The organism is Pedococcus sp. P2_E4, from assembly GCF_056403935.1.
Genome location: NZ_JBFUEO010000009.1, coordinates 87,198 through 109,651, shown reverse-complemented (window position 1 = coordinate 109,651; position 22,454 = coordinate 87,198). Strand labels below are relative to the sequence as shown.

The 22,454-nt window shown below is 72.0% G+C and carries 22 protein-coding genes; 13 read left to right on the top strand and 9 right to left on the bottom strand.

Going from position 1 to position 22,454, the window contains the following annotated elements; all coding sequences use genetic code 11:
* Positions 1-45: 45 nt before the first annotated feature.
* Positions 46-834, top strand: coding sequence for a phosphatase PAP2 family protein (locus tag AC1DV7_RS06970; protein WP_477595938.1), 789 nt, complete (start codon positions 46-48; stop codon positions 832-834).
* Between the two features lie 165 nt (positions 835-999).
* Complete coding sequence (locus AC1DV7_RS06965) at positions 1,000-1,428, top strand: nuclear transport factor 2 family protein (protein ID WP_477595937.1); 429 nt, start codon at positions 1,000-1,002, stop codon at positions 1,426-1,428.
* On the opposite strand, the gene AC1DV7_RS06960 is transcribed toward AC1DV7_RS06965, so the two are convergent.
* A complete protein-coding gene (locus AC1DV7_RS06960) occupies positions 1,376-2,017 on the bottom strand; it encodes a hypothetical protein (protein ID WP_477595935.1) in 642 nt (213 codons plus the stop codon). The genes AC1DV7_RS06965 and AC1DV7_RS06960 overlap by 53 nt on opposite strands.
* 157 nt (positions 2,018-2,174) lie before the next feature.
* Here AC1DV7_RS06960 and AC1DV7_RS06955 point away from each other — a divergent pair, with 157 nt between their 5' ends.
* Complete coding sequence (locus AC1DV7_RS06955) at positions 2,175-3,491, top strand: MurT ligase domain-containing protein (protein ID WP_477595933.1); 1,317 nt, start codon at positions 2,175-2,177, stop codon at positions 3,489-3,491.
* Positions 3,488-4,309: a type 1 glutamine amidotransferase gene (locus AC1DV7_RS06950; RefSeq protein ID WP_477595931.1), complete on the top strand. Its 822-nt coding sequence runs from the start codon at positions 3,488-3,490 to the stop codon at positions 4,307-4,309. The genes AC1DV7_RS06955 and AC1DV7_RS06950 overlap by 4 nt, the downstream gene beginning before the upstream one ends.
* Before the next feature lie 17 nt (positions 4,310-4,326).
* Here the strand turns inward: AC1DV7_RS06950 and AC1DV7_RS06945 are convergent, their stop codons facing one another.
* Positions 4,327-4,743: a hypothetical protein gene (locus AC1DV7_RS06945; RefSeq protein ID WP_477595929.1), complete on the bottom strand. Its 417-nt coding sequence runs from the start codon at positions 4,741-4,743 to the stop codon at positions 4,327-4,329.
* A 311-nt stretch (positions 4,744-5,054) separates the two neighbouring features.
* Here AC1DV7_RS06945 and AC1DV7_RS06940 point away from each other — a divergent pair, with 311 nt between their 5' ends.
* The 3 genes from AC1DV7_RS06940 (at position 5,055) to AC1DV7_RS06930 (ending at position 8,440) form a co-directional block, all read left to right on the top strand.
* Positions 5,055-5,384 carry a hypothetical protein gene (locus AC1DV7_RS06940; protein WP_477595927.1) on the top strand — a complete coding sequence of 110 codons (330 nt, stop codon included), beginning with the start codon at positions 5,055-5,057 and terminating at the stop codon, positions 5,382-5,384.
* Positions 5,385-5,459: 75 nt separating this feature from the next.
* Positions 5,460-6,086: an ABC transporter ATP-binding protein gene (locus tag AC1DV7_RS06935; protein ID WP_477595925.1), complete on the top strand. Its 627-nt coding sequence runs from the start codon at positions 5,460-5,462 to the stop codon at positions 6,084-6,086.
* Between the two features lie 488 nt (positions 6,087-6,574).
* Positions 6,575-8,440, top strand: coding sequence for a hypothetical protein (locus tag AC1DV7_RS06930; protein ID WP_477595923.1), 1,866 nt, complete (start codon positions 6,575-6,577; stop codon positions 8,438-8,440).
* A gap of 46 nt (positions 8,441-8,486) precedes the next feature.
* On the opposite strand, the gene AC1DV7_RS06925 is transcribed toward AC1DV7_RS06930, so the two are convergent.
* Both AC1DV7_RS06925 and AC1DV7_RS06920 read right to left on the bottom strand, forming a co-directional pair.
* Entirely contained in the window at positions 8,487-9,581 is a 1,095-nt protein-coding gene (locus AC1DV7_RS06925) for a lysylphosphatidylglycerol synthase transmembrane domain-containing protein (protein WP_477595921.1), read from the bottom strand.
* Entirely contained in the window at positions 9,578-10,396 is an 819-nt protein-coding gene (locus AC1DV7_RS06920) for a PIG-L deacetylase family protein (protein ID WP_477595919.1), read from the bottom strand. Before AC1DV7_RS06920 ends, AC1DV7_RS06925 begins: the two co-directional genes overlap by 4 nt.
* 34 nt (positions 10,397-10,430) lie before the next feature.
* On the opposite strand from AC1DV7_RS06920, the gene AC1DV7_RS06915 reads away from it, so the two are divergent.
* The gene (locus AC1DV7_RS06915) at positions 10,431-11,561 is read left to right on the top strand and encodes a glycosyltransferase family 4 protein (RefSeq protein WP_477595917.1); all 1,131 of its coding nucleotides are present in this window, start codon (positions 10,431-10,433) and stop codon (positions 11,559-11,561) included.
* Positions 11,558-12,256: an NUDIX hydrolase gene (locus tag AC1DV7_RS06910; RefSeq protein ID WP_477595915.1), complete on the top strand. Its 699-nt coding sequence runs from the start codon at positions 11,558-11,560 to the stop codon at positions 12,254-12,256. The genes AC1DV7_RS06915 and AC1DV7_RS06910 overlap by 4 nt, the downstream gene beginning before the upstream one ends.
* Before the next feature lie 95 nt (positions 12,257-12,351).
* On the opposite strand, the gene AC1DV7_RS06905 is transcribed toward AC1DV7_RS06910, so the two are convergent.
* Both AC1DV7_RS06905 and AC1DV7_RS06900 read right to left on the bottom strand, forming a co-directional pair.
* The gene (locus tag AC1DV7_RS06905; protein ID WP_477595913.1) at positions 12,352-12,846 is read right to left on the bottom strand and encodes a hypothetical protein; all 495 of its coding nucleotides are present in this window, start codon (positions 12,844-12,846) and stop codon (positions 12,352-12,354) included.
* A gap of 2 nt (positions 12,847-12,848) precedes the next feature.
* On the bottom strand, positions 12,849-14,258 hold the full coding sequence (locus AC1DV7_RS06900) for a PspC domain-containing protein (RefSeq protein ID WP_477595911.1): 1,410 nt from the start codon (positions 14,256-14,258) through the stop codon (positions 12,849-12,851).
* Between the two features lie 125 nt (positions 14,259-14,383).
* Between AC1DV7_RS06900 and AC1DV7_RS06895 the strand changes: the two genes are divergently transcribed.
* Complete coding sequence (locus AC1DV7_RS06895; RefSeq protein WP_477595909.1) at positions 14,384-15,739, top strand: ATP-binding protein; 1,356 nt, start codon at positions 14,384-14,386, stop codon at positions 15,737-15,739.
* The gene (locus tag AC1DV7_RS06890; RefSeq protein ID WP_477595907.1) at positions 15,726-16,406 is read left to right on the top strand and encodes a LuxR C-terminal-related transcriptional regulator; all 681 of its coding nucleotides are present in this window, start codon (positions 15,726-15,728) and stop codon (positions 16,404-16,406) included. The genes AC1DV7_RS06895 and AC1DV7_RS06890 overlap by 14 nt, the downstream gene beginning before the upstream one ends.
* Positions 16,407-16,607: 201 nt before the next feature.
* Here the strand turns inward: AC1DV7_RS06890 and AC1DV7_RS06885 are convergent, their stop codons facing one another.
* The gene (locus AC1DV7_RS06885) at positions 16,608-17,717 is read right to left on the bottom strand and encodes a DNA polymerase IV (protein ID WP_477595905.1); all 1,110 of its coding nucleotides are present in this window, start codon (positions 17,715-17,717) and stop codon (positions 16,608-16,610) included.
* 5 nt (positions 17,718-17,722) lie between these two features.
* Positions 17,723-18,703 carry a quinone oxidoreductase family protein gene (locus AC1DV7_RS06880; protein ID WP_477595903.1) on the bottom strand — a complete coding sequence of 327 codons (981 nt, stop codon included), beginning with the start codon at positions 18,701-18,703 and terminating at the stop codon, positions 17,723-17,725.
* Positions 18,704-18,796: 93 nt separating this feature from the next.
* Here AC1DV7_RS06880 and AC1DV7_RS06875 point away from each other — a divergent pair, with 93 nt between their 5' ends.
* Complete coding sequence (locus AC1DV7_RS06875; RefSeq protein ID WP_477595901.1) at positions 18,797-19,060, top strand: DUF1905 domain-containing protein; 264 nt, start codon at positions 18,797-18,799, stop codon at positions 19,058-19,060.
* Positions 19,061-19,084: 24 nt separating this feature from the next.
* Here AC1DV7_RS06875 and AC1DV7_RS06870 read toward each other — a convergent pair whose 3' ends face one another.
* The gene (locus AC1DV7_RS06870; protein WP_477595899.1) at positions 19,085-19,915 is read right to left on the bottom strand and encodes a uracil-DNA glycosylase; all 831 of its coding nucleotides are present in this window, start codon (positions 19,913-19,915) and stop codon (positions 19,085-19,087) included.
* A gap of 67 nt (positions 19,916-19,982) precedes the next feature.
* Here AC1DV7_RS06870 and pcrA point away from each other — a divergent pair, with 67 nt between their 5' ends.
* Complete coding sequence (gene pcrA / locus AC1DV7_RS06865; protein WP_477595898.1) at positions 19,983-22,442, top strand: DNA helicase PcrA; 2,460 nt, start codon at positions 19,983-19,985, stop codon at positions 22,440-22,442.
* Positions 22,443-22,454 lie beyond the last annotated feature (12 nt).

The following is a 22,454-nucleotide window of genomic DNA, read 5'->3' as shown; positions in this document are numbered from 1 at the left end:
ACCCGGGCCGACATCAGACGCCCGACGCCACGGAAGGGCGAACCCGTGACCGCTGCCCTCGAATCGGATGCGGCGGGCTCCGATGCTCGGCACCCGCAGACGCGGCTGTTGCTGTTGGGCGCCTCACTGGCGGCCGTGGCCGTGCCGTTCGTCCTGCTTCTCGTGCTCGTCGAGGACAAGTGGGGGCCGCTCGCCGAGGCGGACCAGAGCGCTCGCGATGTTCTGCACCAGTACGCGCTCTCTCACGCCGCCTTTGTCACAGCGATGCGGTTCTTCAGCGACTCAGGATCGTCTCTCGCCTGGCAGGTCGGGTTGGGCCTGGTGACGCTGTGGTTGCTGTGGAGGCGGCTCTGGCGACTCGCCGCGTTCGTCGTCGTGACGGGACTCGGGTCCTCCCTGCTCAACACCGCGGTGAAGGCCGCTGTGAACCGGCCCCGTCCCCTGGTCGACCACCCTCTGCTGCACCCTCCCGGTGCCAGCTTCCCGAGCGGCCACGCGCAGGCCGCGGTCACCGGTTACGGCGTGCTGCTGCTCGTATTCCTGCCGGTCCTCGAACCGCGATGGCGCAGGGCGGCGGTCGTGATCGCGGCGTTCATGGTGGTGGCCATCGGCTTCTCACGGGTCGCCCTGGCAGCGCACTACGTATCCGATGTCGTGGCGGGGTTCATCCTCGGCGGAGCCTGGACTGCAGCGATGACTGCGCTGTTCAGTGCCTGGCGGGTCCAGCGCGGCCGGGGCGAGGTGCAGCCGGGGGAGGGTTTGGCCCCCGAGCAGTCGGCACGACTCGACCCGACCAGGCATCCCGATGGGCCCACTTCACCCGAGCCGGAGTAGACGCTTTCAAAACGATCCGCTCGTCCAACGCACCGGCAGCAACGGGGTCATACCGCTGCCAGCCGGCGCAACGGTCGACCCCGTGCGCTCAGGTGTGGTCCGGCCCGGCTCGCAGTGGGACGCTTGTCAGGGAGGGGTGAGGGGCCGAGGAGCAAGGAGCGGGACGTGGCAGCAACCGGCGTGGAGGTCATCCGGCAGCTGGTCGAGCGGACCAACGCCCACGACCTCGAGGGTATGGCGGCCTTGATACATGAGGACTACCAGAGCGAACAGCCGTTTCATCCGGCCCGCGGTTTCGGGGGTCGGGCTCAGATGAAGGCGAACTGGGGCGCGATCCTCACCGGCGTCCCCGACCTGCGCGCCGAGGTCCCTGCGTCGGTGCAGGACGGGGACGTGGTGTGGAGCGAGTGGCACTGGTGGGGCACGACCGAGCAGGGTGAGCCGTTCGACCTCCGCGCGATCACCCAGTTCACGGTTCGGGAGGGTCTGGTCGTCCGTGGTCGGCTCTTCGCGGAGCCCGTCGAGCAGGGCGGATCCGACATCAACGACTCCGTCGAGGCCTCGTCGGGCCACCGCCCACAGCTCGAGGACTGAGCCCGCTGCGCCGATCCCGGGTCAGGTAGCCGGTCCACTGGCTGCCCGTCCACAGCTCCAGGGCGCCGTCCTCCCGCGGTGAGGGGTACAGCCCCGGAGGGTCGCCGTCGCCGGAGGGCGACGAGACCACCCGGCCGTCCGACCCGAGCACCCAGGTGGCGTCCCACCGCCAGCCGACCCAGCCGTTCGTGACCGGCCCGTTCGGCGTGGACCCCAGCCAGAACCGGCCCAGCGCAAACGTCCACGTCGTGTAACCGCGCTGGAGCTCGGCCAGCTGCACGCGGCGCCAGCCGCGAACCCCCACGACGAGCGCGACCGTGCCAACCACCGCGACGCCGAGGAGCGCCGCCAGCTCGCCAGCGTCCAGCCGGCCGTCGCCTGCAGAGCCGAGCAACACCGCGACCAGCGCGATCACCAGGACGCCGGTGATCACGCTCACCCGCAGGAAGGCCTTCCGGGCCGTCGGGTGCACCTCGACGTGAGGCGGTGTGCCGGGGACGCGCGGGGTGCGGCCCGCATCGCGGGCCTGCGCGAAGCCGGGCACGTGACGAGGGGCTGGCGTCCCGACATACCGACCGCCGGTATCCATGGCTCCCACCTGCACCCCACCCCCTCCACGCCCGAACGACGTCGTCCGCGATTGTGCTGCAGGCGACGCCGGACGCGCAGCCACTCGCCGAGGTCAGGCTGCTGCGCACGTATGCCGTGTGCCCGCCGCCCCCGGGCGGGCGGTTAGGGTTTGTGCCGTGCTCCGGACAACAGCAGCGGTGGTCGCAGGCAAGGCGGCGCGGGCGGCCTCCCGCCTGCGCGGCGGCGGGTCGGCCCTGCCGGGTCTGGTCGCCGAACGCGTCGACCCCGGGTTCCTCGCGCACGCCCTGGCCGGAGTGCCCGGCGGCATCGTGGTGGTCAGCGGCACCAACGGCAAGACGACCACGACCAAGATGCTCGTGGCCGTGCTGCGCGAGCACGGGCGACGCGTGTTCACCAACCCGACCGGCTCGAACTTCACCCGAGGGGTCATCTCGTCGATGCTGGGCGAGCTCCCGCTGCGCGGCAGGCTCGACGCCGACATGGCCGTGCTCGAGCTCGACGAGGCGCACGCCCTGAAGTTCGCTGCGGCCGTCCGGCCCACACATTCGTTGCTGCTCAACGTCGCCCGCGACCAGCTCGACCGGTTCGCCGAGATCGACCACACGGCCAAGCTGCTCGCGTCGCTGGCCGAGCAGACGACCCAGGGCGTGGTGCTCAACCTCGATGACTCCTTCGTCTCGCGGATCCGCGACCGGGTGGGCGACGGGGTGGCCGTCCGGTACTTCGGCGTCGACGCCTCGATCGCCGACCGCCTCCCGGAGCTGCAGGAGCAGGACGTGCGGTTCGACGACGACTTCGTCCCGCCGGTGGCCGGGCCGCAGGACGGTCTGCTGAAGCCGTCGGACGAGCGCTCCTTCGAGGTGGTGTTCGGCGACGGCGCTGCGGGCAGCGGCACCGTGGGGCCGCTGGAGCTCCAGCAGCGCGGGCTCGCCGCGATGATCAACGCGACTGCCGCCGCCTCCACGGCCCGGATGCTGCTCGGCGACGCGTTCGACCCGGCCGCAGCCGAGCGCGCCCTGCGGGCGGTGACCCCTCCCTTCGGCCGCGGCGAGGTGGTCATGGTCGACGGCCAGCCTCTCGAGCTGGTGCTCGTCAAGAACCCAGCCGGGTTCACCGTGGCGCTGGGCACGTACGGCTCGACGCCCGTCGCGACGATGATCGCGATCAACGACAACTACGCCGACGGCCGCGACGTCTCCTGGCTCTACGACGTGAGCTTCGAGAGCCTGCGCGAGCGCGGGGTCGCGATCACGTCGGGCGTGCGCGGGTACGACATGGCCTTGCGGCTGCAGTACGACGACGTTCCGGTCGGCGCGGTCGACCCCGACCTCGACGCGGCCCTCGACGCGTTCCTCGCTGGCCACGGCGACCAGCCCAAGCGGATCTTCTGCACCTACACGGCGATGATGGCCCTGCGCCGCACGCTCGCCGCCCGCTACGACCTGCCCGACATCGGCGAGGAGGCGTCATGACCACCCCCGGTGACTCCGCGGCATACCCGCAGGACGTCCACATCCCCGGCGAGCCGGCGGGCTCCGCCCTCGTCCCCGATGCCGACCGCGCCGGCAAGGGCGCGATCCACGTCGTGCACCTCTACCCGCGCGAGATGAGCATCTACGGCGACCTCGGCAACACCCGGACGCTGGCCGCGCGCATCCGGCGGCACGGCTACAGCCCCGTCGTGCACCAGCACCACCCCGGCAGCCCGTTCCCCGAGCAGGCCCACCTCGTCGTCGGCGGGGGTGGGCAGGACTCGGGTCAGGTGCGCGTCGAGGCCGACCTCGAGGCCATCGCCGACCGGCTCCGAGGCCTGGCGGCCGACGGCGTGCCGATGCTGATGATCTGCGGGATGTACCAGCTGTTCGGCAATGCGTTCATCACCGTCGACGGCAAGCGGTTGCCCGGTCTCGGCATCCTCGACGTCACGACGCAGGGCAACGCCAAGCGGATGATCGGGCCCGTGGTGCTCTCGACCGACTTCGGCGACGTCGTCGGCTACGAGAACCACTCCGGCTCGACGACCCTGGGCGCGGGCCAGGCGGCGTTCGGCCAGGTGCGTTCGGGCTTCGGCAACAACGGCACCGACCAGACCGAGGGCGCCCGCACCGGCAACGTCGTCGGCTCCTACCTGCACGGGCCGATCCTGCCCGCCAACCCCGTGTTCGCCGACGCGCTGATCGCGCTGGCCGCCGAGCAGGCGACCGGGCGACCCTTCGAGCCGGTGGCCCAGGACGACGCCATCGCCGACGAGGCCCGCAACCGCCAGGTGCGACGGCTCGTCAAGCGCTAGCAAGTCAAGCCGGTCCCTCAGGGAAAGTCGGGACCAGCCTCGAGCCGCAGCCTGAGCAGCTCCTTCAACGCGACGGACTCACCGTCGCGGGCACCCTCGCCCACCTGCAGCGGCGGGTCGGTCGGCGCCACCTCGACGCCCCGGAACCTTGCCATCGGCCGCGGTGGCACGAGCAGCGAGTAGTAGCGGCCGTCGGGGTCGACCCCGAGCGAGCGGTCGAGGCGCAGGTACCAACCCCGCACGCCGGTGGCGTAACGGCCACTGCCCTTCCACGTCCGGGCGGTCAGCTCGGTGGTGGGCAGTCCCCGGTCGAGGGCGGTGCGCACGAACTCGTCGAGCAGCTCCTGGGCCTTCGCGGACTCTCGGGCGCGGCGTTCCTGCTGCTTGCGGACGTGGTAGTCGGCCCGCTCCCGTGCATCGCTCTCGTCACCCATGACCCTCCTCCGTGGAGCAGGGCCAATCCTGCCACCGCCGTCGCGATGTCGCCCGAGCCGTGCAGCCCGAACGTCATGGTGGGTCGGGGGTCAGCTGATGTCGTCGTCCTCGCCTTCCAGCCCGTCGAGGGCGTCCTTGACCTTGGCCGCACCCTGCTCGCCAGGCGGCCACCATGGGCCGCGTCACCGTTCTGGATGCGTGACGTCCCACTCTTGGGATACCCCGCCGACTGATGTGTTGAAGGTCGGGCTGGGGCCAAGAGCGCCGCCAGTCTGGCGGTTCGATGGGCAGAGAAGTCAAGGGGAGAACGATGAAGAGTGTCTTGAGTGCAGGCGCTGCGGCATTCGTCGCGGTGCTGGGTGGGCTGGCGATGGCATCCCCCGCGGATGCCGTATCGGGGAACTGCACACATTGGGTAAACAAGGCGGCAATCAGCGGGGCTCCGGACGCCTACCGGGTGGGGGCCGCCTGCACGAGCCTCGGCGGGGACAGCAAGGCGCGCGGGGTGCTGATGGTCAATGAGGCGACAGACAGCCACACGGCATGGTTCACCACCATCAACAAGAGCTATTACAGCTCGTACCGGCAGATGTTCTCCTGGGACTACCAAGGGACACGACTCGAGCTGACGAACAGGTAGATCCGTCGTCGAGAAAGCCACAACGCTGGGGCGGGTCCACGGTGCCCGCCCCAGCCTGGTCGACCGAGGAGAAGCGTGCTCCGTTGCGAGGCCCTGACTGTGCGGTACCCAGATGGGGACGCGGAGGTGTTCCCCTTCCATGGTCTGTCCTTCGAGCTCGAAGGCCAACCCGTCGCGGTGGTGGGGCCCAGCGGTTCAGGCAAGAGCACCCTGCTTCGGGTCATCGCTGGGATCCAGGCGCCGGACAGCGGCCGGGTCTTGATCGATGACATCCCCGTGCGTCACAACCCGGCCGATCCTGAGATGGACAGCCGGGTTGCGATGGTGCACCAGGACTACCGCCTCGTGGACTTCCTGACAGTGCGAGAGAACGTGCTCCTCGCGGCCGAGCTGCGAGCCCGGGACTGGAGTGAACGCCAGCTGAGCGACGCCATGGAGGCCTTCGGCTTGGACGGTCTGGGGGCCCGGCTGCCCGGGCAGCTGTCGGGTGGGCAGCAACAACGTGTGGCACTGGTCCGCGCCCTGGCGTCGGGTTGCCGCGTCTTGCTGGCAGACGAGCCCACGGGCGCACTGGACGACGAGAACAGTCGTGTCGTCGCGGAGTCGCTGATCAGGCTCGCGGGGCTGGGGGTACAGGTCGTCGTGGCGACGCATGACCCCGGCATCGCCGATCGCATGACGCACCGTGTGGCTTTGAGGTGAGCGGCCCCATCGGCCCGTGTCCCTCTTCGTGGGCCTTCCTCGCTCTTCGTCTGCTGCGGTTCCGGCGTTCTCAGGCTGCGGCCTTGGCGCTGACCTGTGCCGCGTTGGCGGCCTCGTTCGTCCTGGTCGTGGGGTTCGGCGCGTCCGCGCGTGCAGCCGTCAGCGACTCCGTGCATGCGACGAGTTCTCACGCCGGGTTCGTCCTCCAGCCCGCGACGGCACGAGCAGCCCAGATCGTGCGCTCGTGGCGATCTGCCAGACCCGTGGCAGTCTCCCAGGCCACGGTGACTCGCGGCGATCGCGCGGTGGAGTTGACACTGAGCACGACGAGCACGGGGGGCGACCTGCCTGCCGATCTCCTGACTGGTGCTGCCCCGTCACACCCAGGTGAGCTGGTCGTGAGTCGCCACACGGCTGAGGTTCTCGGCGTCAGGCTCGGCGACCAGGTCGAGTTGAAGGAGTCTGGCCGAAGCACCGTGGCGCGGATCGTGGGAATCGCCATCCACCCCGCCGCCCGCGATGACCAGTTCGCCAGTGCGGTCTCACCCCACGCCGCCGCGCGGGCGTCGATCTGGGTGAGCGACACGCGGCCGAGCTCCGAGCCGTCGATGTCGCGTGCCATCGAGTCGCGCGAGGTCCTTGTGCGAACGGTCGCCGTCCTGGCCGACGAAAGGGTCGAGGTCGCAGACTCCAGCTTCCTCCGGTGGCTGCGTCTGTTGCCTGAGCTGGTGTTCCTGGTTGGTGTCCTGCTCGTGTCCGGAATCCTCGTCCAGCTCCGTCGGGCGGTGGGGGACAGCGTGACGGGGTTGGAGGCGGCGGGCCTCGCCCGCCCGTCATCGTGGCGTCTGGTCGCGCTCACGGGATTGACGGCGGCCTTGGCGGGATCCGTACTGGGCGCCCTGACGGGGGCGTCAGTGCTCTGGCTCGCGAAGGAACCGCTGTCGGCCGCTCTGGGGCAGTACTGGACGGCCCCGGCGATCCGGCCCCTTGCCTCGCTCACGGGTGCCGCCCTCATACCCCTGGTGGCGTGCGCCATCGTGGTGACCGCAGCAACCACTCACCTCGAACGTGTGGTCTCGGTCTCCAGAAGGCGCAACGTCAGGTCTGCGGTGGTCGGCCTCGCGGTCGGCATCACGGTGTCACTCATCCTGTCCTCCAACATCTACGAGGCGGCTGGCTGGATGGGGATGGTCATCGTGGTGGCGGCTGCGGTGATTGCTCCGAAGGTGTTGGCGGCCGGCATGGCGCCCGTCAGCAGACGGTTCTTCGTCATGGTGGCCAAGCGCGTCATGCCGCTCGCGGTGGCCCTGGCAGTGATCGTATTCGCGACGGGCATGGCGGCAGCGTGGAATGCGCACGGCGCGTTGGTGACCGAGTCACTGAGCCCTCGCGTGCAGCCGCGCGGCTCGTTCCTTGTCAACAATGTGGGACTTCGCAGCGCGACGGTGCTCAGGGACGCCTTTGAGGGACAAGGCGGGTCAGGGTCCTTGGTCGTTGACCTCCCCGACGAGACTGAGACGAACGTGCGAGTCTCGAGCCCGGGTCTGGTGCAGTGCATGTCACGTGGCAGCGTCAGCACGGCGTCTGATATCCCCCCAGAGTGCTACCCCACTGGCACGGCCAGCCCTCTCAACACGGTCACCGTGTCGGACGAGGCTCCGGCCACACCATCGGCTACCAACGCAACCGTCACCGCAGATCCGGCGCTGGTCGAGGGCGGCAGGGTCGGCCTCATCACCTTCGACTCGCAGACGGGCCAGGTCATCGACTCGCGGGTCGCCGACGCCGTCCCCGACCCCCGCCTGGGGGGCAACATGCCAGGTGCGGTGATCCACCAGGGCTCGGACCTGGCCGGGGACCTGGGACTCACGCGTTCGGGGCAACAGCTGGTCGCCCTGTTCGACTTCGCGCGACTCGGGGCTGCCGAACAGGCCAAGGTGCGCTACCTCGTCCAGGCCACAGCCCCCACGTCCGAGATCTCCGAGGACCAGCCCGACTCTTTGGCCTCGGCGCAACGATCCACTGGAGCCTTCGCGGCCCTCGCCGGAGCGGCCATCTCAGCCCTTGTCGTCAGCGCCGGGGGAGCGGGGCTCGTCACGGCCAGCGCGCGGCTGCGCCGGGACCTGGTCAACCTGGGCGCCGACAGGAAGCGGAGGCGCGCGCTCGCCGGGAGGCTGCTCCTCGTGCCCGCCGCTGCCGTGGTGTGTGCCGCCGCTGCGTCACGGGCGGCGGCACATCTCTCGGGCGCCCACGAAGGCAGCGGTTTCGGTTGGCTGTGGGTCCTGCCCGGGCTCACAGCCCTGGTTGGCTGCGTGGTCACCGCGAGGGCCTTCGCCCGTGGGTCATGGCACTGAAGGCCCGCCTGAACCCGACAGGGACGGCCCGCATCCCCGAGCCCGTCTACGTCAGCGGCTCGTGACTGGGTCGGTCGGGAGTTTCCACGGGTTGCTCGGCGGGCGCCGACTTGGGGCTGGCCCACCACGCCAGCCAGCCGAGGGCGCCGAGCGGGATCTCCATGAGGTGGGTGAAGAACGAGAACAGCACGACCCCGGCGAGCGCGTCCGTCGGCACCGCTCCCCAGGCCACCAGGGCGGTCACGGTGCCGGACTCGGTGATGCCCAGCCCGCCAGGCGTGAGGCCGACCGCCGTGAGCAGGCGCCCGATCGCGTAGGCCGCGAACAGCTGCCCATAGAACAGGTCGACGCCGGTCGTCTTCATGCAGGCGAGGAAGACCAGGTAGTAGACGCCGAAGAACCCCGCGAGCCCCAGGGTCATGCTGAGCCACCCGGTGCGGACGACCTCGTTGATTCGGCTGCGCAGGTCGATGACGAGGGCCTTGACGCTCATCGAACGTCGCCTCCACAGCCGGCCGACCACCCGGTCGATCCCGTGGCCGATGGCGATGGCCGCTCGCTCGGACGCCAGGATCGACACGAACGCCACGAGGATCAGGGAGCCCGTCAGCGCCCCGGCCACGGCGGCATCCTCGAGCGGGCCAGGCACGTCGGAGTCGCGCCCGGCGAACAGCGCCACGATCGCGATGAGTGGCAGGGCCACCCGGGACAGCACGTTCCAGACACCGGTGACGATCGCCGACGTCGAGATGTCGCGCCTGGAGAAACCCCAGGTCCGGCAGATCGTGTAGGTCGCGGCCAGACCCGCGGCGCCACCTCCGGGCAGCAGGTTGCCGACGGACGACCCCGCCACGTTGACGATCAGCGCCTGCCAGTGCCGCAGGCCCGGCAGCGACCCCGTGAGCGTGAAGGTGTAGCACCAGAGCCCGACCACGACGCCGCACAGCAGCAGCAGGAACGTCGAGGCCGGCACGTCCGCCAGCACCGACCAGACGCTGGACCAGTTCGTCTTGGCCAGCCGGGGCAGGACGTAGACGATCAGCACGAGGGCGAGCGTGAGGCCGACCGCCGCCTGGATCCCGTGCCGGAGGCGGTTGTGTGGGGTGTGCTCGCGCGGTCCTTGCGCCGACGCGGTGCTCATCGCAGGCCCTCGAAGACATCGTGCGACACGGGCTGCCCGGCAGGGCGCGCCGGGTCGACGAACCACTCGCGGCCGAACACGAGGTCGTACAGCGGCCGGGGGATGCGCAGGAAGGCCGCCAGCGTCCGGTCCCCGTCGTCGGCACTGGACTGCGAGGCGTGGGCGCGCATCGAGGCCCGCTTCGCGGCGGCATACCGCCACACGCTGATCCGGTGGGTGATCTCGGCCCGCGCGCTGAAGGCGCGGGTGAAGGACTCGCGGTCGAACTCGGGCGGGAACCGGTAGACACGCGCGGCGAGGTCGACGGCGCGCGCGATGGTGTCGCGCGGGACCGTCGCCTGCAGGACGCGAGGGGTCCCCGCGAGGTATGCCGCCCGCTCGCCGACCTCGTGCACGCGGACGTGGTCGCGGTGCCCGTAGCCGCCGTTGCGGTCGTAGGTCAGCAGCACCGAGGCCGACTCCTCGCGCAGGATCTCGGCCAGCCGCCCGGCTGCCTCGTCCAGCGGTGCGTTGACGAAGCGCAGCCGGTCGGGCGGGTCGGGCAGCAGCTCGGGCCCCTGCCCGCTGTCGGCGTAGCCGAGGTACACCACGCGGGCCGCGCCCAGCACCGAGGCCGACCGGCGCAGCTCCTCGAGGCGACGGGCCCCGAGCCGGCCGTCGGCGGCATACTCCCGCGAGGCGAGTCCGAGGTCACCGTCGGTGGCGACGACGACCACCACCCGGTGGCCCTCCGCGGCCGCTCGCGCCAAGGTCCCGGACGTGAGCAGGGCCTCGTCGTCGGGGTGGGCGTGGAAAGCCACGAGCGTGGGGGTCATCACCGCCATCCTGTCGCATGGCAGGCTCAGGCTCGTGAAGGTGGCCCTGCTCACGGACTGTTACCTGCCCCGGTTGGGCGGCATCGAGGTCCAGACGCACGACCTGGCTGCGCAGCTGACAGCGCGTGGCCACGAGGTCGAGGTCTTCACCGCGACCCCGGGGGAGCAGGGCCAGCGGCACGGCACGACGCAGGTCGTCGACGGCATCACCGTGCACCGGATGGCGATCAGGCTGCCGTGGGACCTGCCGGTCAACCCGCTGGCCCCGCCGGAGGTGCGGCGCCGCCTCGCCGCCGGTGGTTTCGACGTGGCCCACGTGCACATGGGCGTCGTGAGCCCCTTCGCGACGGACCTGGCCGGGGTGACCCTCGGGGCGGGCCTGCCGACCGCGATCACCTGGCACTGCCTCATGGAGCGGTCCAGGCCGGTGTTCCGCGTGCTCGGCCACGCCCGCCGCTGGGGTCGGCGCGGTGCCGCCCTGTCCGCGGTGTCGAGCGTGGCGGCGGCCAACGTCCAGTCGGTCGTCGGCGCGGGGTCGCCGGTGCACGTGCTGAACAACGGGATCGACGCCTCACTCTGGTCCTGCCCGCCGCAGCGACGACGGCGCAGCGAGGGCGCGCCGGTGCGGGTCGTGGCGGCGATGCGGTTCGCCGCCCGCAAGCGACCTGTGGCGGTCCTCGAGATCGCGGCGGCGGCTCGGGCCCTGGTACCCGCGGGCACGCGGATGGAGCTGACCCTCTTCGGCGAGGGCCCGGAGCGCCGCCGCCTGGAGAGGTATGTCGCCGAGCACGGCCTGCACGACTGGGTCAGCCTCCCGGGACGCGTCAGCCGCGACGAGCTGCGCGCGCGCTACTGGGAGTCCGACCTCTACCTCACGCCCGCTCGGCTCGAGGCGTTCGGGATCGCGGCGCTCGAGGCACGCACAGCCGGGCTCCCCGTGCTGGCGCGGCGCGACACCGGTGTCGGCGACTTCGTGGTGGACGGCCACAACGGGGTCCTCGGCGCCGACGACCAGGCCTTGGCGCGCGGGCTCGCGGAGCTCGTCGGCAACCACGACCTGCGCGCCCGCATGACCGCCGCCAACGCCATCCCGCCGGCCCAGACGTGGGACGCGGTCGCCGCTGCTGCCGAGGCGGAGTACCGACGGGCGGGCGCTGTCTCGTGACCAGCCCCATCCACGTCCACGCGCACTCCGGGCCCGAGCGCACGGTGGCGCAGTTCGTCCTGGTGCACGGCGCCGACCCGGTGCGTGAGCTCGCCCGCCTCGGCTGGGGTCGCCCCCACCTGCTGGAGGCAGCCCGCGAGGGCGACGGCTCGCTGCGCCTCACCTTCGCGGTGAGCCCGTCCTCCCCGTCGAGCCCGGTCGAGCACGAGGTGCCGACCGACGCAGACCTCGTGGTCGAGCCCGGCGAGCGCGCCGAGCCGTACCAGCGCACGGCGGCCTACGGGGTCGTCACGAGCGAACGCGGCCTCTTGCTCACCGAGCTGTCCGAGCTCACCTCCGCACCCGGTCGGTGGACCCTGCCCGGCGGTGGCCTCGACGACGCCGAGGCGCCGCTGTCCGCCCTGCACCGCGAGGTGTGGGAGGAGAGCGGCCAGGTCATCGACCAGGTCCGGCTGCTCGAGGCCCACACCTCCCACTGGGTCGGCCGGGCGCCCAGCGGGCGCTTGGAGGACTTCCACGCCGTGCGGATCGTGTATGCCGCGTGGTGCCCCCATCCGACCGACCCGGTCGTGCACGACGTGGGTGGGTCGACTGCCGCGGTGCGCTGGGTCCCGCTGGAGGAGGTGCGGACCTACCACCTCGGCAAGTCGTTCGCGCCACACCTGCAGCGCTGGCTCTCGACCCCGCCCGGCTAGGCCGGTCAGCCCGGCCGGGCCGGCCACCCTCGGTTGGTCCGGTCAGCCGGCTGATCCGGTCAGCCCGGCTGGGCCGGTCAGCCCGGCTGGGCCGGTCAGCCCTGGTTGCGCCGCGAGGTCAGCAGCCCGAGCAGGCCGAACAGCACCAGCATGGCCCCGGCCGCCACGATCCCGAGCGGGCCGACGTCACCCCAGTCGACCTTCAGTGAGCCGACCTCCTGCGCGATGACGAGGATGGCGATGGCCAGGCAGACGATGCCCAGCACGATGGCGGGGGCGTGCGGGCCGCTCGGCCTGGGCAGCTCAGCCACCGTCGCCGGCTCGTCCGCCGGCTCTGCACTGGCGCCTGGTGCGGCGTTCGCGAAGGGCGCGGCGCTCGCGGCTGGTGTGGGGCTCGCGGCTGGTACGGGGCTCGCGGCCACCGCGGGCGCCCACGTGGTGCCCGCGGCCGTCTCAACCTGCTGGGTCGCCTCGTCCTCGATCACGGCCGTGTCGTCGGTGCCCGGTGTGGACGGGCGCTCCTCGACGGCGCGGGTGGGGTCCTGCACGTCCCGGTCCTGGGGGTCCATGGGGCTGTCTGGGGTGGTCACGGTTACTCCTTGCCGATCAGGATCTGGCCGAGGCCGACGTGGGCGTTCACGATCACGTCGGGGGTCCCGGTGCCGAAGACTTGGTTCGTGCTGATGTCGGTGCCGTCGCGGTTGGTCTGCGGGTTGTCGAAGACGTCGTTGTTGCCGGGCAGGGCGGGCAGCTGGTCGATCACGGTGCCCGGGTCGGCCTGCGAGATGTCACCGGCACCGACCGAGCTGCGCACCTCGACCGTGAGGTTGTCGGGGATCCGGATCCTCAGCTCGCCGATGCCCACGCCGGCGTCGATCTCGCGGGCCGTGCCGGGGTTGTCCGGCAGCTGGGTGAGGTCGAGCTCGCCCTGGCCCAGGCCGAGCCGGTAGCGGTCCGTGGTGTCGGTCGCCGTCGGGCGCCAGACGCGGTCGCCGATCCCGCCTCCGAAGGTGAGGTTGGGGACGACCGAGGCGGACCACGTGACCATCGCGAGGATCACGGCGATGAAGGCGGTGAGGGTGGCGCGACGTCCGAGCAGCCCGATCACGAGGATGCCGGCGCCGAAGACCCCGAGGGCCGCGGCCATCGCGACGACCTCGTCACTGCCTGACCAGTTGTTCGCGTCGTGCAGCCACAGCGTGGTGCCGTACGCCGCGAGGGCCAGCCCGCTGACGAGCAGGGCGCCGACGAAGCCGGCTCCACGACGACGGGGGGCACGCGGGGGGCGCGGCGCGATGGGACGTCGGACCGGGGGAACGGGCGGGACCGGGGGGACCGAGCCCGAGCCGTACGGCGCCATCGGCGCCTGGGGGCCAGTCGCGGCATACGGGGTCTGGGGCGAGTGAGGGGCCGTCCCGGCGTAGGGGGCCGTCCCCGCATACGGGGGCTGACCGCTGGTCGACGCGCGCTGGGCGAGGTCCGCGCTGGCCTCGGCCACGCGGGTGCTGGTGTCGGCGGTCCAGGTGCCGGCTTGCGCCGCTGCCTGCCGGACCTGGCCCGGGTGCTTGTTGCGCATCACCAGCCAGACGACGAGGCCGACGGGGACCGCCACCCACCAGAGCCAGCCGAGGCCGCCCCAGTCGCCAGCCGCACCCGTGCCGCCGACCAGCGACAACCCGACGACCACCAGCAGGATGATGCCGAGGACGTCGCCGTCGCGGATCGCCCGCTCGGCCACGATCGTCTCCTTGTCGTTGGGCAGGAAGGCCCAGGCGATGAGGTACACCGTGATGCCCACACCGCCCATCACGACGAGGGCGACCAGGACCGCACGGATCACGATCGGGTCGACACCGAGACGGGTGGCGATGCCGGAGCACACGCCGGCAAGCCACTTGTCCTCGCCGTCACGGCGCAGGTCGATAGACCTCAGCCAGTCGAAGAACCGGTCGAGGCCGGTGGAGTGGGTGGGGGCGGTGGTCTGCCCAGGGATCTGCGTCATGTCACCCATGCTGGCTGCCCCACGGGTCCGCTGCCATGAGGGTCGACCCTGAACCGACCCTGAAGGGGCTCCCACGCACCCTGATTCCGCTCGGAAACGGGCTCGGCGTAGGCGAGGATGAGGACATGCCGACTCCCTACGAGCGGCCCGTCCCCCCAGCGGAGACGTTGGCCGCGGACCGCCGCGCCGCGCGACCCACCCTCACGCGACCCCGCGAGGGCAAGGTCGTGGCCGGTGTCGCCGCGGGGCTCGCCGAGCACCTGGGCTGGTCGGTGCGCTGGATCCGGCTCATGTTCGTCGTCGCCTCGATCCCGACGGGGGCCGGCCTGGTCGCCTACGTCTTCCTCTGGGCCCTGACCTCCCACCCCGACCGTGACGACGAACGCCGCCGGGTCGACCCGGCCGACGCGCAGGCCGTGGCCGCTGCCGGTGGCACCCCCACCCAGGTCGTGGCCGCGACGGGGGAGCGCGACGCCACCCGCGTACTCCTCGTCGGCGGCCTGATGCTCGGGCTCGGCCTCGTCGTGGTCGCGCAGAACGCCGGGCTCAACGCCCGCCTCGGCATCCTCGTGCCGCTGCTCGTCGTGGCCGCCGGCGCGGTCCTGGCCTGGTCCCAGCTCGACGACTCGCAGCGTGGCCGCTGGCTCGGATCCAGTTCTGGCGCAAGGCGGTTCAGCTTGGCGCGGCTGATCTTCGGTGGTGTCCTCGCCCTCGCAGGGCTGGTCATCATGGCGACCCGCGGCCGGTCGCTCGCGGCCATCTGGGACATCGGGGCGGCCGTCATCGCGGTCCTCATCGGTGTGGCACTCATCGCGGCACCCTGGGGCCTGCGGTTCTGGTCCGACCTGCGCCACGAGCAGGCCGAGCGGGCCCGCGCGACCGAGCGCGCCGACATCGCCGCGCACCTGCACGACTCCGTGCTCCAGACGCTGGCGCTGATCCAGCGCAAGGCCGACGACCCGTCCTCCGTCACGCAGCTGGCCCGCGCCCAGGAGCGCGAGCTGCGCGCGTGGCTGTATGCCGGCCCGGTCGGGTCCGACGCCACCCTGGCCGCCGCGGTGGCCGAGGCCGCCCATGAGGTCGAGGACCTGCACGCCACCGCCATCGACGTGGTGTCGACGGGGGACCGTCCCCTCGACGACGGGGGCACAGCGCTCGTGCGCGCTGTCCGCGAGTCCTTGCTCAACGCCGTCCGCCACGGCGCCCCGCCGGTCTCGCTCTACCTCGAGGTGGGACCCTCCGGGGTCGAGGCGTTCGTCCGCGACCACGGCCCCGGCTTCGAGCTCGACGACGTCCCGGAGGACCGCCTCGGCGTGCGCCAGTCGATCCTGGGTCGGATGTCGCGCCACGGTGGCGAGGCCCGCGTCCGCCGCCTCGAGCAGGGCACCGAGGTGTCGCTGTCGCTGCCCCCCATCTCCACCGACCAGCCACCCATGACCACCGCACCGCCGTCCCCGGAGGACTCCCGTGAACACGCCTGACACCAAGCCCGTCGCCGTCGTCCTCGTCGATGACCACCGGATGTTCCGGTCCGGCGTCAAGGCCGAGCTGGGATCCGCCGTGTCGATCGTCGGTGAGGCGCCCGACGTCGACACGGCCATCGCCGTCATCCGGCAGACCCGCCCGCCGGTGGTCCTCCTCGACGTCCACCTGCCCGGGGGCAACGGCAACGGCGGGGTCGACGTGCTGCACGGCTGCCGGGGCCTCGAGACCGAGGACGGCCAACCCGTCCGGTTCCTCGCGCTGTCGGTGAGCGACGCCGCCGAGGACGTCATCGCGGTCATCCGGGCAGGTGCAAGGGGCTACGTCACGAAGACGATCAGCGCGACCGACCTCGCCCGCGCCGTGCAGCGGGTCGCCGACGGCGATGCCGTGTTCTCGCCGCGGCTCGCCGGCTTCGTGCTGGACGCCTTCGGGGCCGCGGCCGGTGAGATCGCGGAGGTCGACGAGGAACTGGACCGCCTCTCGGCGCGCGAGCGCGAGGTCATGCGCCTGATCGCCCGCGGCTACCAGTACAAGGAGGTCGCGAAGGAGCTGTTCATCTCGGTCAAGACCGTCGAGACGCACGTGTCGTCGGTGCTGCGCAAGCTGCAGCTGTCCTCGCGCCACGAGATCACCGCCTGGGCGATGGGCCGCCGGCTGCTCTGACGCGCCGCTCGGTGAGCGCCGTGGTCAGGCCGGTGGCCGCCAAGGCGAGCCCTCGCCATACCCTGCGGTGAATCGTGGCGGAAGTGGCACGAATGAGCCTCCGGTCGCCGCGGCCGGGTTGACTCGTGGCAGAAGTGCCACGAATTCGCGCCCCGCGCCACCTCGGCCGCGGCTCCTCGGCGGCGGCTACGTACCGCGCGGCTACTCGGACGCGCCGCCGGTGCCGGCCGCCCGGGCGCTGGGCCCGCCGCGCCCGGTGCTGCGCGGGTCGTCGTAGCCGCCGTCGGGCGGCACCATCTCGGCGCGCACCCCCAGCAGCCGGATCGGTCGGTCGTCCTCGAGCCCGCGCAGCAGCACCAGTGCGGTGTCGGCGATGACCTCGGCGTCGAAGGTCGGCTCACCGAGCTTGCGGACGCGGTTCGTGGTGAAGAACGGCGCGAACCGCACCTTGAGGAACACCCGCTGGCAGGCGCGGCCCTCGCGCCGGATGTCCTCCACGACCTGCGCGGCCAGGGAGTGGATGGCGCCGGAGATCTCCTGCGGGTCGAGGAGGTTCGTCTGGTATGTCGTCTCGCGGCCGTGGGCGCGCGCGACCCAGGGAGTGTCGTCCACCGTGGCGGAGCTGACGCCCCGCCCGAGCCTTCCGTAGTGGGGGCCCATCGTCGGCCCGAACTCCGCGACGAGCGTGGCCTCGTCGGCGTCGGCGAGGTCCTGCACCGTCTCGTAACCGTGGGCCGCGAGGCGCTGGGAGATCTTGGGCCCGACGCCCCACAGGGCGATCGTCGGCCGCTCGCCCATGACCTCGAACCAGTTGTCCCGGGTCAGCTCGAACACGCCCCGGGGCTTGCCGAAGTCGGTCGCGATCTTCGCCCGCACCTTGGTGTCGCCGACGCCGACCGAGCAGTGCAGGTCCGTGGCCGCGAGGACGGCCGCGCGGATCGAGTGGGCGTACCCGACCGGGTCGTCGGTCGTCACCCCGACGAACGCCTCGTCCCAGCCGAGCACCTCGACGACGGCACCCGGCATGCCACGCAGCACCTCCATGACCTGGGCGGAGGCGGCCTCGTAGGTGGGGGCGTCCACGGCGAGCACCACGGCCTCGGGGCACTTGCGCACCGCGAGCTTGAGGGGCATGCCGGACCGCACCCCGAACTCGCGCGCCTCGTACGACGCGGTCGACACGACGGCCCGCTCGGTCGGGTCGCCGCGCCCCCCGACGATGACGGGCAGCCCCGCCAGCTCGGGACGGCGCAGGATCTCGACGGCAGCGATGAACTGGTCGAGGTCGACGTGCAGGACCCAGGGCCGCATGGGGGTCAGAGGGTGAGGATCAGCTTGCCCGTGGTGCGGCGGGCCTCGAGGTCGTCGTATGCCGTGGCCGCGTCCTCGAGCGGGTAGCTCCCGCCGATCTCGAGCGCCAGCCGGCCCGCCGCGATGTCGCCGAGGACCGAGGTGCCGCGCTCGAGCAGCTCCTCCCGCGTCGCCGTGTAGTTCCCGAGGGTCGGCCGGGTGAGGAAGAGCGACCCGCCGCTGTTGAGGCGCTGGATGTCGAACGGCGGCACCTGACCGCTGGCACCGCCGAACAGCACCATGGTGCCGCGGGGGCGCAGCGAGGCGAGCGAGGCGTCGAACGTCGACTTTCCGACACCGTCGTAGACGACGTGGACCCCGTTGCCCCCGTTGGCCTTTCGCACCTCGGCGGCCAGGTCGTCGGCAGCCCGGTAGTTGATCGCGGCCGAGGCACCCAGCCCCCGCGCGATCTCCAGCTTGGCGTCGGAGCCGGCCGTCGCGATGACGGTTCCCCCCTTGGCGGTGACCATCTGCACGAGCAGCTGGCCGACCCCACCGGCAGCGGCGTGGACGAGCGCCACCGTCCCGGGCCCCACGGCATACGTGGAGTTGACCAGGTAGTGCGCGGTCATGCCCTGGAGCATCGCGGCGGCGGCGACCTCGAGGTCGAGCCCGTCCGGCACCGGCACGAGCGACTCGGCGGGCCGGTTGACGACGGACCCGGCCGCCCCCAGGCCCTGCCCCCACGCGACCCGGTCGCCGACGGCGAGGTCCGTCACCCCGGGGCCGAGGGCAACGACGGTGCCCGCCCCCTCGGAGCAGGAGACGAACGGCGTCTGGACCTGGTAGACGCCCTGCCGCTGGTAGACGTCGATGAAGTTGACGCCGACCGCCGCCACCTCGACCTGTGCCTCGCCGTCGCCGGGCGGGCCGACCTGGACCTCCTGGACCTCCAGGACCGAGGAGTCGCCGTGGCGGGGGACCGTGAGTGCGCGCGCGGTGGTCATGCGCCTCACTGTATGCGGGGCGCCGGAGCCGTTGTCGACCGATGACTTCGGGCCGGTGGGCGAGTCAGAATCGGTGGACGAAGGGAGACGACGATGAACGAGGAGTTCACCGCAGAGCTGGTCAAGAGCCCCGAGAAGGGTGGCTGGACGTATGTCGTGTGGCCGCGGTCGGCCGAGTACTTCGGGACCCGAGGCCTGGTCAAGGTGCGCGGCACCGTCGACGGCGAGCCGTTCGAGAGCTCGTTCATGGCGCTCGGCGACGGCAACCACAAGCTGCCCGTCAAGGCGACCACCCGCAGGGCCATCGGCAAGGAGGCCGGTGAGGAGGTCACCGTGGTGCTGACCGAGCGGCTCTAGCACGCTGCCCCGGCGCCGGCCGCCCTAGCCCAGCCGGGCGATCGCGGCGTCGAGCATCGGCTCGGTGAGCTTGCCGGTGAAGGTGTTCTGCTGGCTGACGTGGTAGCTGCCGACCAGCCGCACCTCGCGCCCGTCAGCCGTGGTCAGGACCGTCTCGACGGCGTGACCGAACACGGGCTTCGGACGGGGCACGGTCCAGCCGACCCGGCGCGCCGCCGCCAGCGTCGCGTCCCACGCGATCGCCCCGAGGGCCAGCACCGACCGCAGCCGCGGCTCGGCCAGCTCGAGGTCACGGTCCAGCCAGGGCGCGCAGGTCGCGCGCTCGACGGTGGTCGGCTTGTTGGCCGGCGGGGCGCAGCGCACCGCCGCGACGATCCGTATGCCGTGCAGCGCCAGCCCGTCGCCGCTCGCCCACGACTGCGGCTGGCTCGCGAACCCGGCGCGGTGCAGCGCGGCATACAACCAGTCACCGGACCGGTCGCCCGTGAACATGCGGCCGGTGCGGTTGGTGCCGTTGGCGGCGGGTGCCAGCCCGACGATCAGGCGCTCGGCGGTCGGGTCGCCGAAGCCGGGTCCGGGTCGACCCCAGTACGGCTCGTCGGCGAACGAGGCCCGCCGCCCCTGTGTGGCGACCTCTTCGCGCCACTGCACCAGGCGCGGGCAGGCGCGGCACACCGAGATGCGGGCGTCCAGCTCGGCCACGTCACCGGAGGTGCAGGCGAGCGCGTCGGTCTGGGCGCGGTTGCGCGCGACGGGCGTCGAGGCGGTCGCCGGGTCGCCTGGCCAGCCGCTCCCCGGCAGCACCGGCGACTCGAACAGGTCGCCCGTGACCGGGTGCGGGTCGACGGCGCTCACGGGACCACGCTACGCGGGTGACGCGAGGCCCTGCCTGTCGTTCGCGCCACGTAGGCTGGGGCCCAACATGAGCACGCTCTTCGATGACCTGCCCTTCCACGAGCACGGCCCCCACGATCCGCCTCCTCCCGGCACCCGACCGAGCGCTGCGGCGGCGCGGGCGACGGCGGTCGACGAGCGGGGGGTCCCGACGTGGGCCCAGGCAGCCGCCGAGGGGCACGGCCCCGACGAGGCGGGCAGCCGGCACACCGACCCCGAGACCCTGCTCGAGGGCCTCAACCCGCAGCAGCGTGAGGCGGTGCTCCACGAGGGCAGCCCGCTGCTCATCGTCGCCGGAGCCGGGTCCGGCAAGACCCGGGTGCTCACCAACCGCATCGCCTACCTGCTCGCGGCGCGAGGCGTCCAGCCGGGGCAGGTCCTCGCGATCACGTTCACCAACAAGGCGGCCGCCGAGATGCGCGAGCGGGTGGCCGCGCTGGTCGGCCCGCGCGCCAAGGCGATGTGGGTCATGACCTTCCACTCCGCGTGCGTGCGCATCCTGCGACGCGAGGCGGCCAAGGTCGGGCTCAAGTCGACGTTCTCGATCTACGACGCCGCCGACTCGCAGCGGCTGATGGCGATGGTCATGCGCGACCTCGACCTCGACCCCAAGCGCTACCCGCCCCGCTCGTTCAGCCACCAGGTCAGCAACCTCAAGAACGAGCTCGTCGACGAGGAGACCTACGCGTCACAGGTCGTCGAGGGCACCCACCAGGAGCGGATGCTGGCCGAGGCCTACACGGGCTACCAGCGACGGCTGCGGCAGGCGAACGCCCTGGACTTCGACGACCTCATCATGACGACGGTCAACATCCTGCAGGCCTTCCCCGACGTGGCCGAGCACTACCGTCGCCGGTTCAGGCACGTCCTCGTCGACGAGTACCAGGACACCAACCACGCCCAGTACCAGCTCGTGCGCGAGCTCGTGGGTGGTGCCACCGGCACGGCGGGTATGCCGGTCGGCGACGGCCCCCAGGTGCCGCCGGCCGAGCTCGTGGTGGTCGGTGACGCCGACCAGTCGATCTATGCGTTCCGCGGCGCCACGATCCGCAACATCGTGGAGTTCGAGGAGGACTACCCCAACGCGCGCACGATCTTGCTCGAGCAGAACTACCGCTCGACCCAGACGATCCTCCAGGCGGCCAACTCGGTCATCGCCAAGAACCCCGAGCGTCGCAAGAAGAACCTCTGGACCGCCAGCGGTGACGGCCCCCTGATCGTCGGCTACGTGGGCGACAACGAGCACGACGAGGCGTCCTTCGTCGCCAAGACCATCGACGAGCTCGGCGACTCCGACGGCGTGAAGCCCAAGGACGTCGCGGTCTTCTACCGCACCAATGCCCAGTCCCGGGCGCTCGAGGAGGTCTTCGTCCGCGTCGGCCTGCCCTACAAGGTCGTCGGCGGCACGCGGTTCTACGAGCGACGCGAGGTCAAGGACGCCCTGGCCTATCTACGAGTCATCTCCAACCCCACCGACACGGTCAACCTGCGACGCATCCTCAACGTGCCCAAGCGCGGCATCGGCGACCGGGCCGAGGCCTGTGTGGCGGCACTGGCCGAGCGCGAGCGCATCCCGTTCATCGCCGCCCTGGGCCGACCCGAGGACGCCCCGGGCATCGCGACGCGGTCGGTGGCGGCGATCAAGGGCTTCACCGGCCTGCTCGAGGAGCTGGGCCGGGTGCACGCGGACGACGAGCAGGGGGTCGGCGCCCTGCTCGAGGCGGTCATCGACAAGTCCGGCTACCTCGCCGAGCTGCGCGCCTCGCACGACCCGCAGGACGAGACCCGCATCGAGAACCTCGCCGAGCTCGTGGCGGTGGCCCAGGAGTTCGACGAGACCCGGGCGACGACCGGCGAGGTGGCCTCGCTCGAGGACTTCCTCGAGCAGGTGTCGCTCGTGGCCGACGCCGACGAGATCCCCGACTCCGAGGAGGCCGAGGACCAGGGCGTCGTCACGCTCATGACGCTGCACACCGCCAAGGGGCTGGAGTTCCCGGTCGTGTTCCTCACCGGCATGGAGGACGGCACCTTCCCGCACCTGCGGGCGCTGGGCGACCCCAAGGAGCTCGAGGAGGAGCGGCGGCTGGCCTACGTGGGCATCACCCGGGCCCGCGAACGATTGCACCTCTCGCGGGCCGCTGTCCGCTCGGCCTGGGGCGCGCCGCAGTACAACCCGGCCAGCCGGTTCCTCGACGAGATCCCGCCGCAGCTGGTCGGCTGGCAGCGGGCCGAGGCCGCGACGACCTCGCGGCGCCCCGGACTGCCCGCCGTCGCGACGCTGGCGGCGCGTCCGGGCGTCCGTTCCCCCGGCAACCGCCCGCTGATCGCGCTGCACCCCGGCGACAAGGTCACGCACGACTCCTACGGCCTCGGCACGGTCGTCAAGACCGAGGGCGAGGGCGACAAGACCCAGGCCCACGTCGACTTCGGCGGTGACACCGGCGTCAAGCGGTTCCTGCTGCGCTACGCCCCCCTCGAGAAGCTCTGACGCGGCTCCGAA

Bases quoted from the DNA above. Each gene is read 5' to 3' on its own strand.
- AC1DV7_RS06960 (WP_477595935.1), bottom strand. From the start codon at position 2,017: ATGGATACCGGCGGTCGGTATGTCGGGACGCCAGCCCCTCGTCACGTG.
- AC1DV7_RS06950 (WP_477595931.1), top strand. From the start codon at position 3,488: ATGACCACCCCCGGTGACTCCGCGGCATACCCGCAGGACGTCCACATC.
- AC1DV7_RS06945 (WP_477595929.1), bottom strand. From the start codon at position 4,743: ATGGGTGACGAGAGCGATGCACGGGAGCGGGCCGACTACCACGTCCGC.
- AC1DV7_RS06940 (WP_477595927.1), top strand. From the start codon at position 5,055: ATGAAGAGTGTCTTGAGTGCAGGCGCTGCGGCATTCGTCGCGGTGCTG.
- AC1DV7_RS06925 (WP_477595921.1), bottom strand. From the start codon at position 9,581: ATGAGCACCGCGTCGGCGCAAGGACCGCGCGAGCACACCCCACACAAC.
- AC1DV7_RS06920 (WP_477595919.1), bottom strand. From the start codon at position 10,396: ATGACCCCCACGCTCGTGGCTTTCCACGCCCACCCCGACGACGAGGCC.
- AC1DV7_RS06900 (WP_477595911.1), bottom strand. From the start codon at position 14,258: ATGACGCAGATCCCTGGGCAGACCACCGCCCCCACCCACTCCACCGGC.
- AC1DV7_RS06895 (WP_477595909.1), top strand. From the start codon at position 14,384: ATGCCGACTCCCTACGAGCGGCCCGTCCCCCCAGCGGAGACGTTGGCC.
- AC1DV7_RS06885 (WP_477595905.1), bottom strand. From the start codon at position 17,717: ATGCGGCCCTGGGTCCTGCACGTCGACCTCGACCAGTTCATCGCTGCC.
- AC1DV7_RS06880 (WP_477595903.1), bottom strand. From the start codon at position 18,703: ATGACCACCGCGCGCGCACTCACGGTCCCCCGCCACGGCGACTCCTCG.
- AC1DV7_RS06875 (WP_477595901.1), top strand. From the start codon at position 18,797: ATGAACGAGGAGTTCACCGCAGAGCTGGTCAAGAGCCCCGAGAAGGGT.
- pcrA (WP_477595898.1), top strand. From the start codon at position 19,983: ATGAGCACGCTCTTCGATGACCTGCCCTTCCACGAGCACGGCCCCCAC.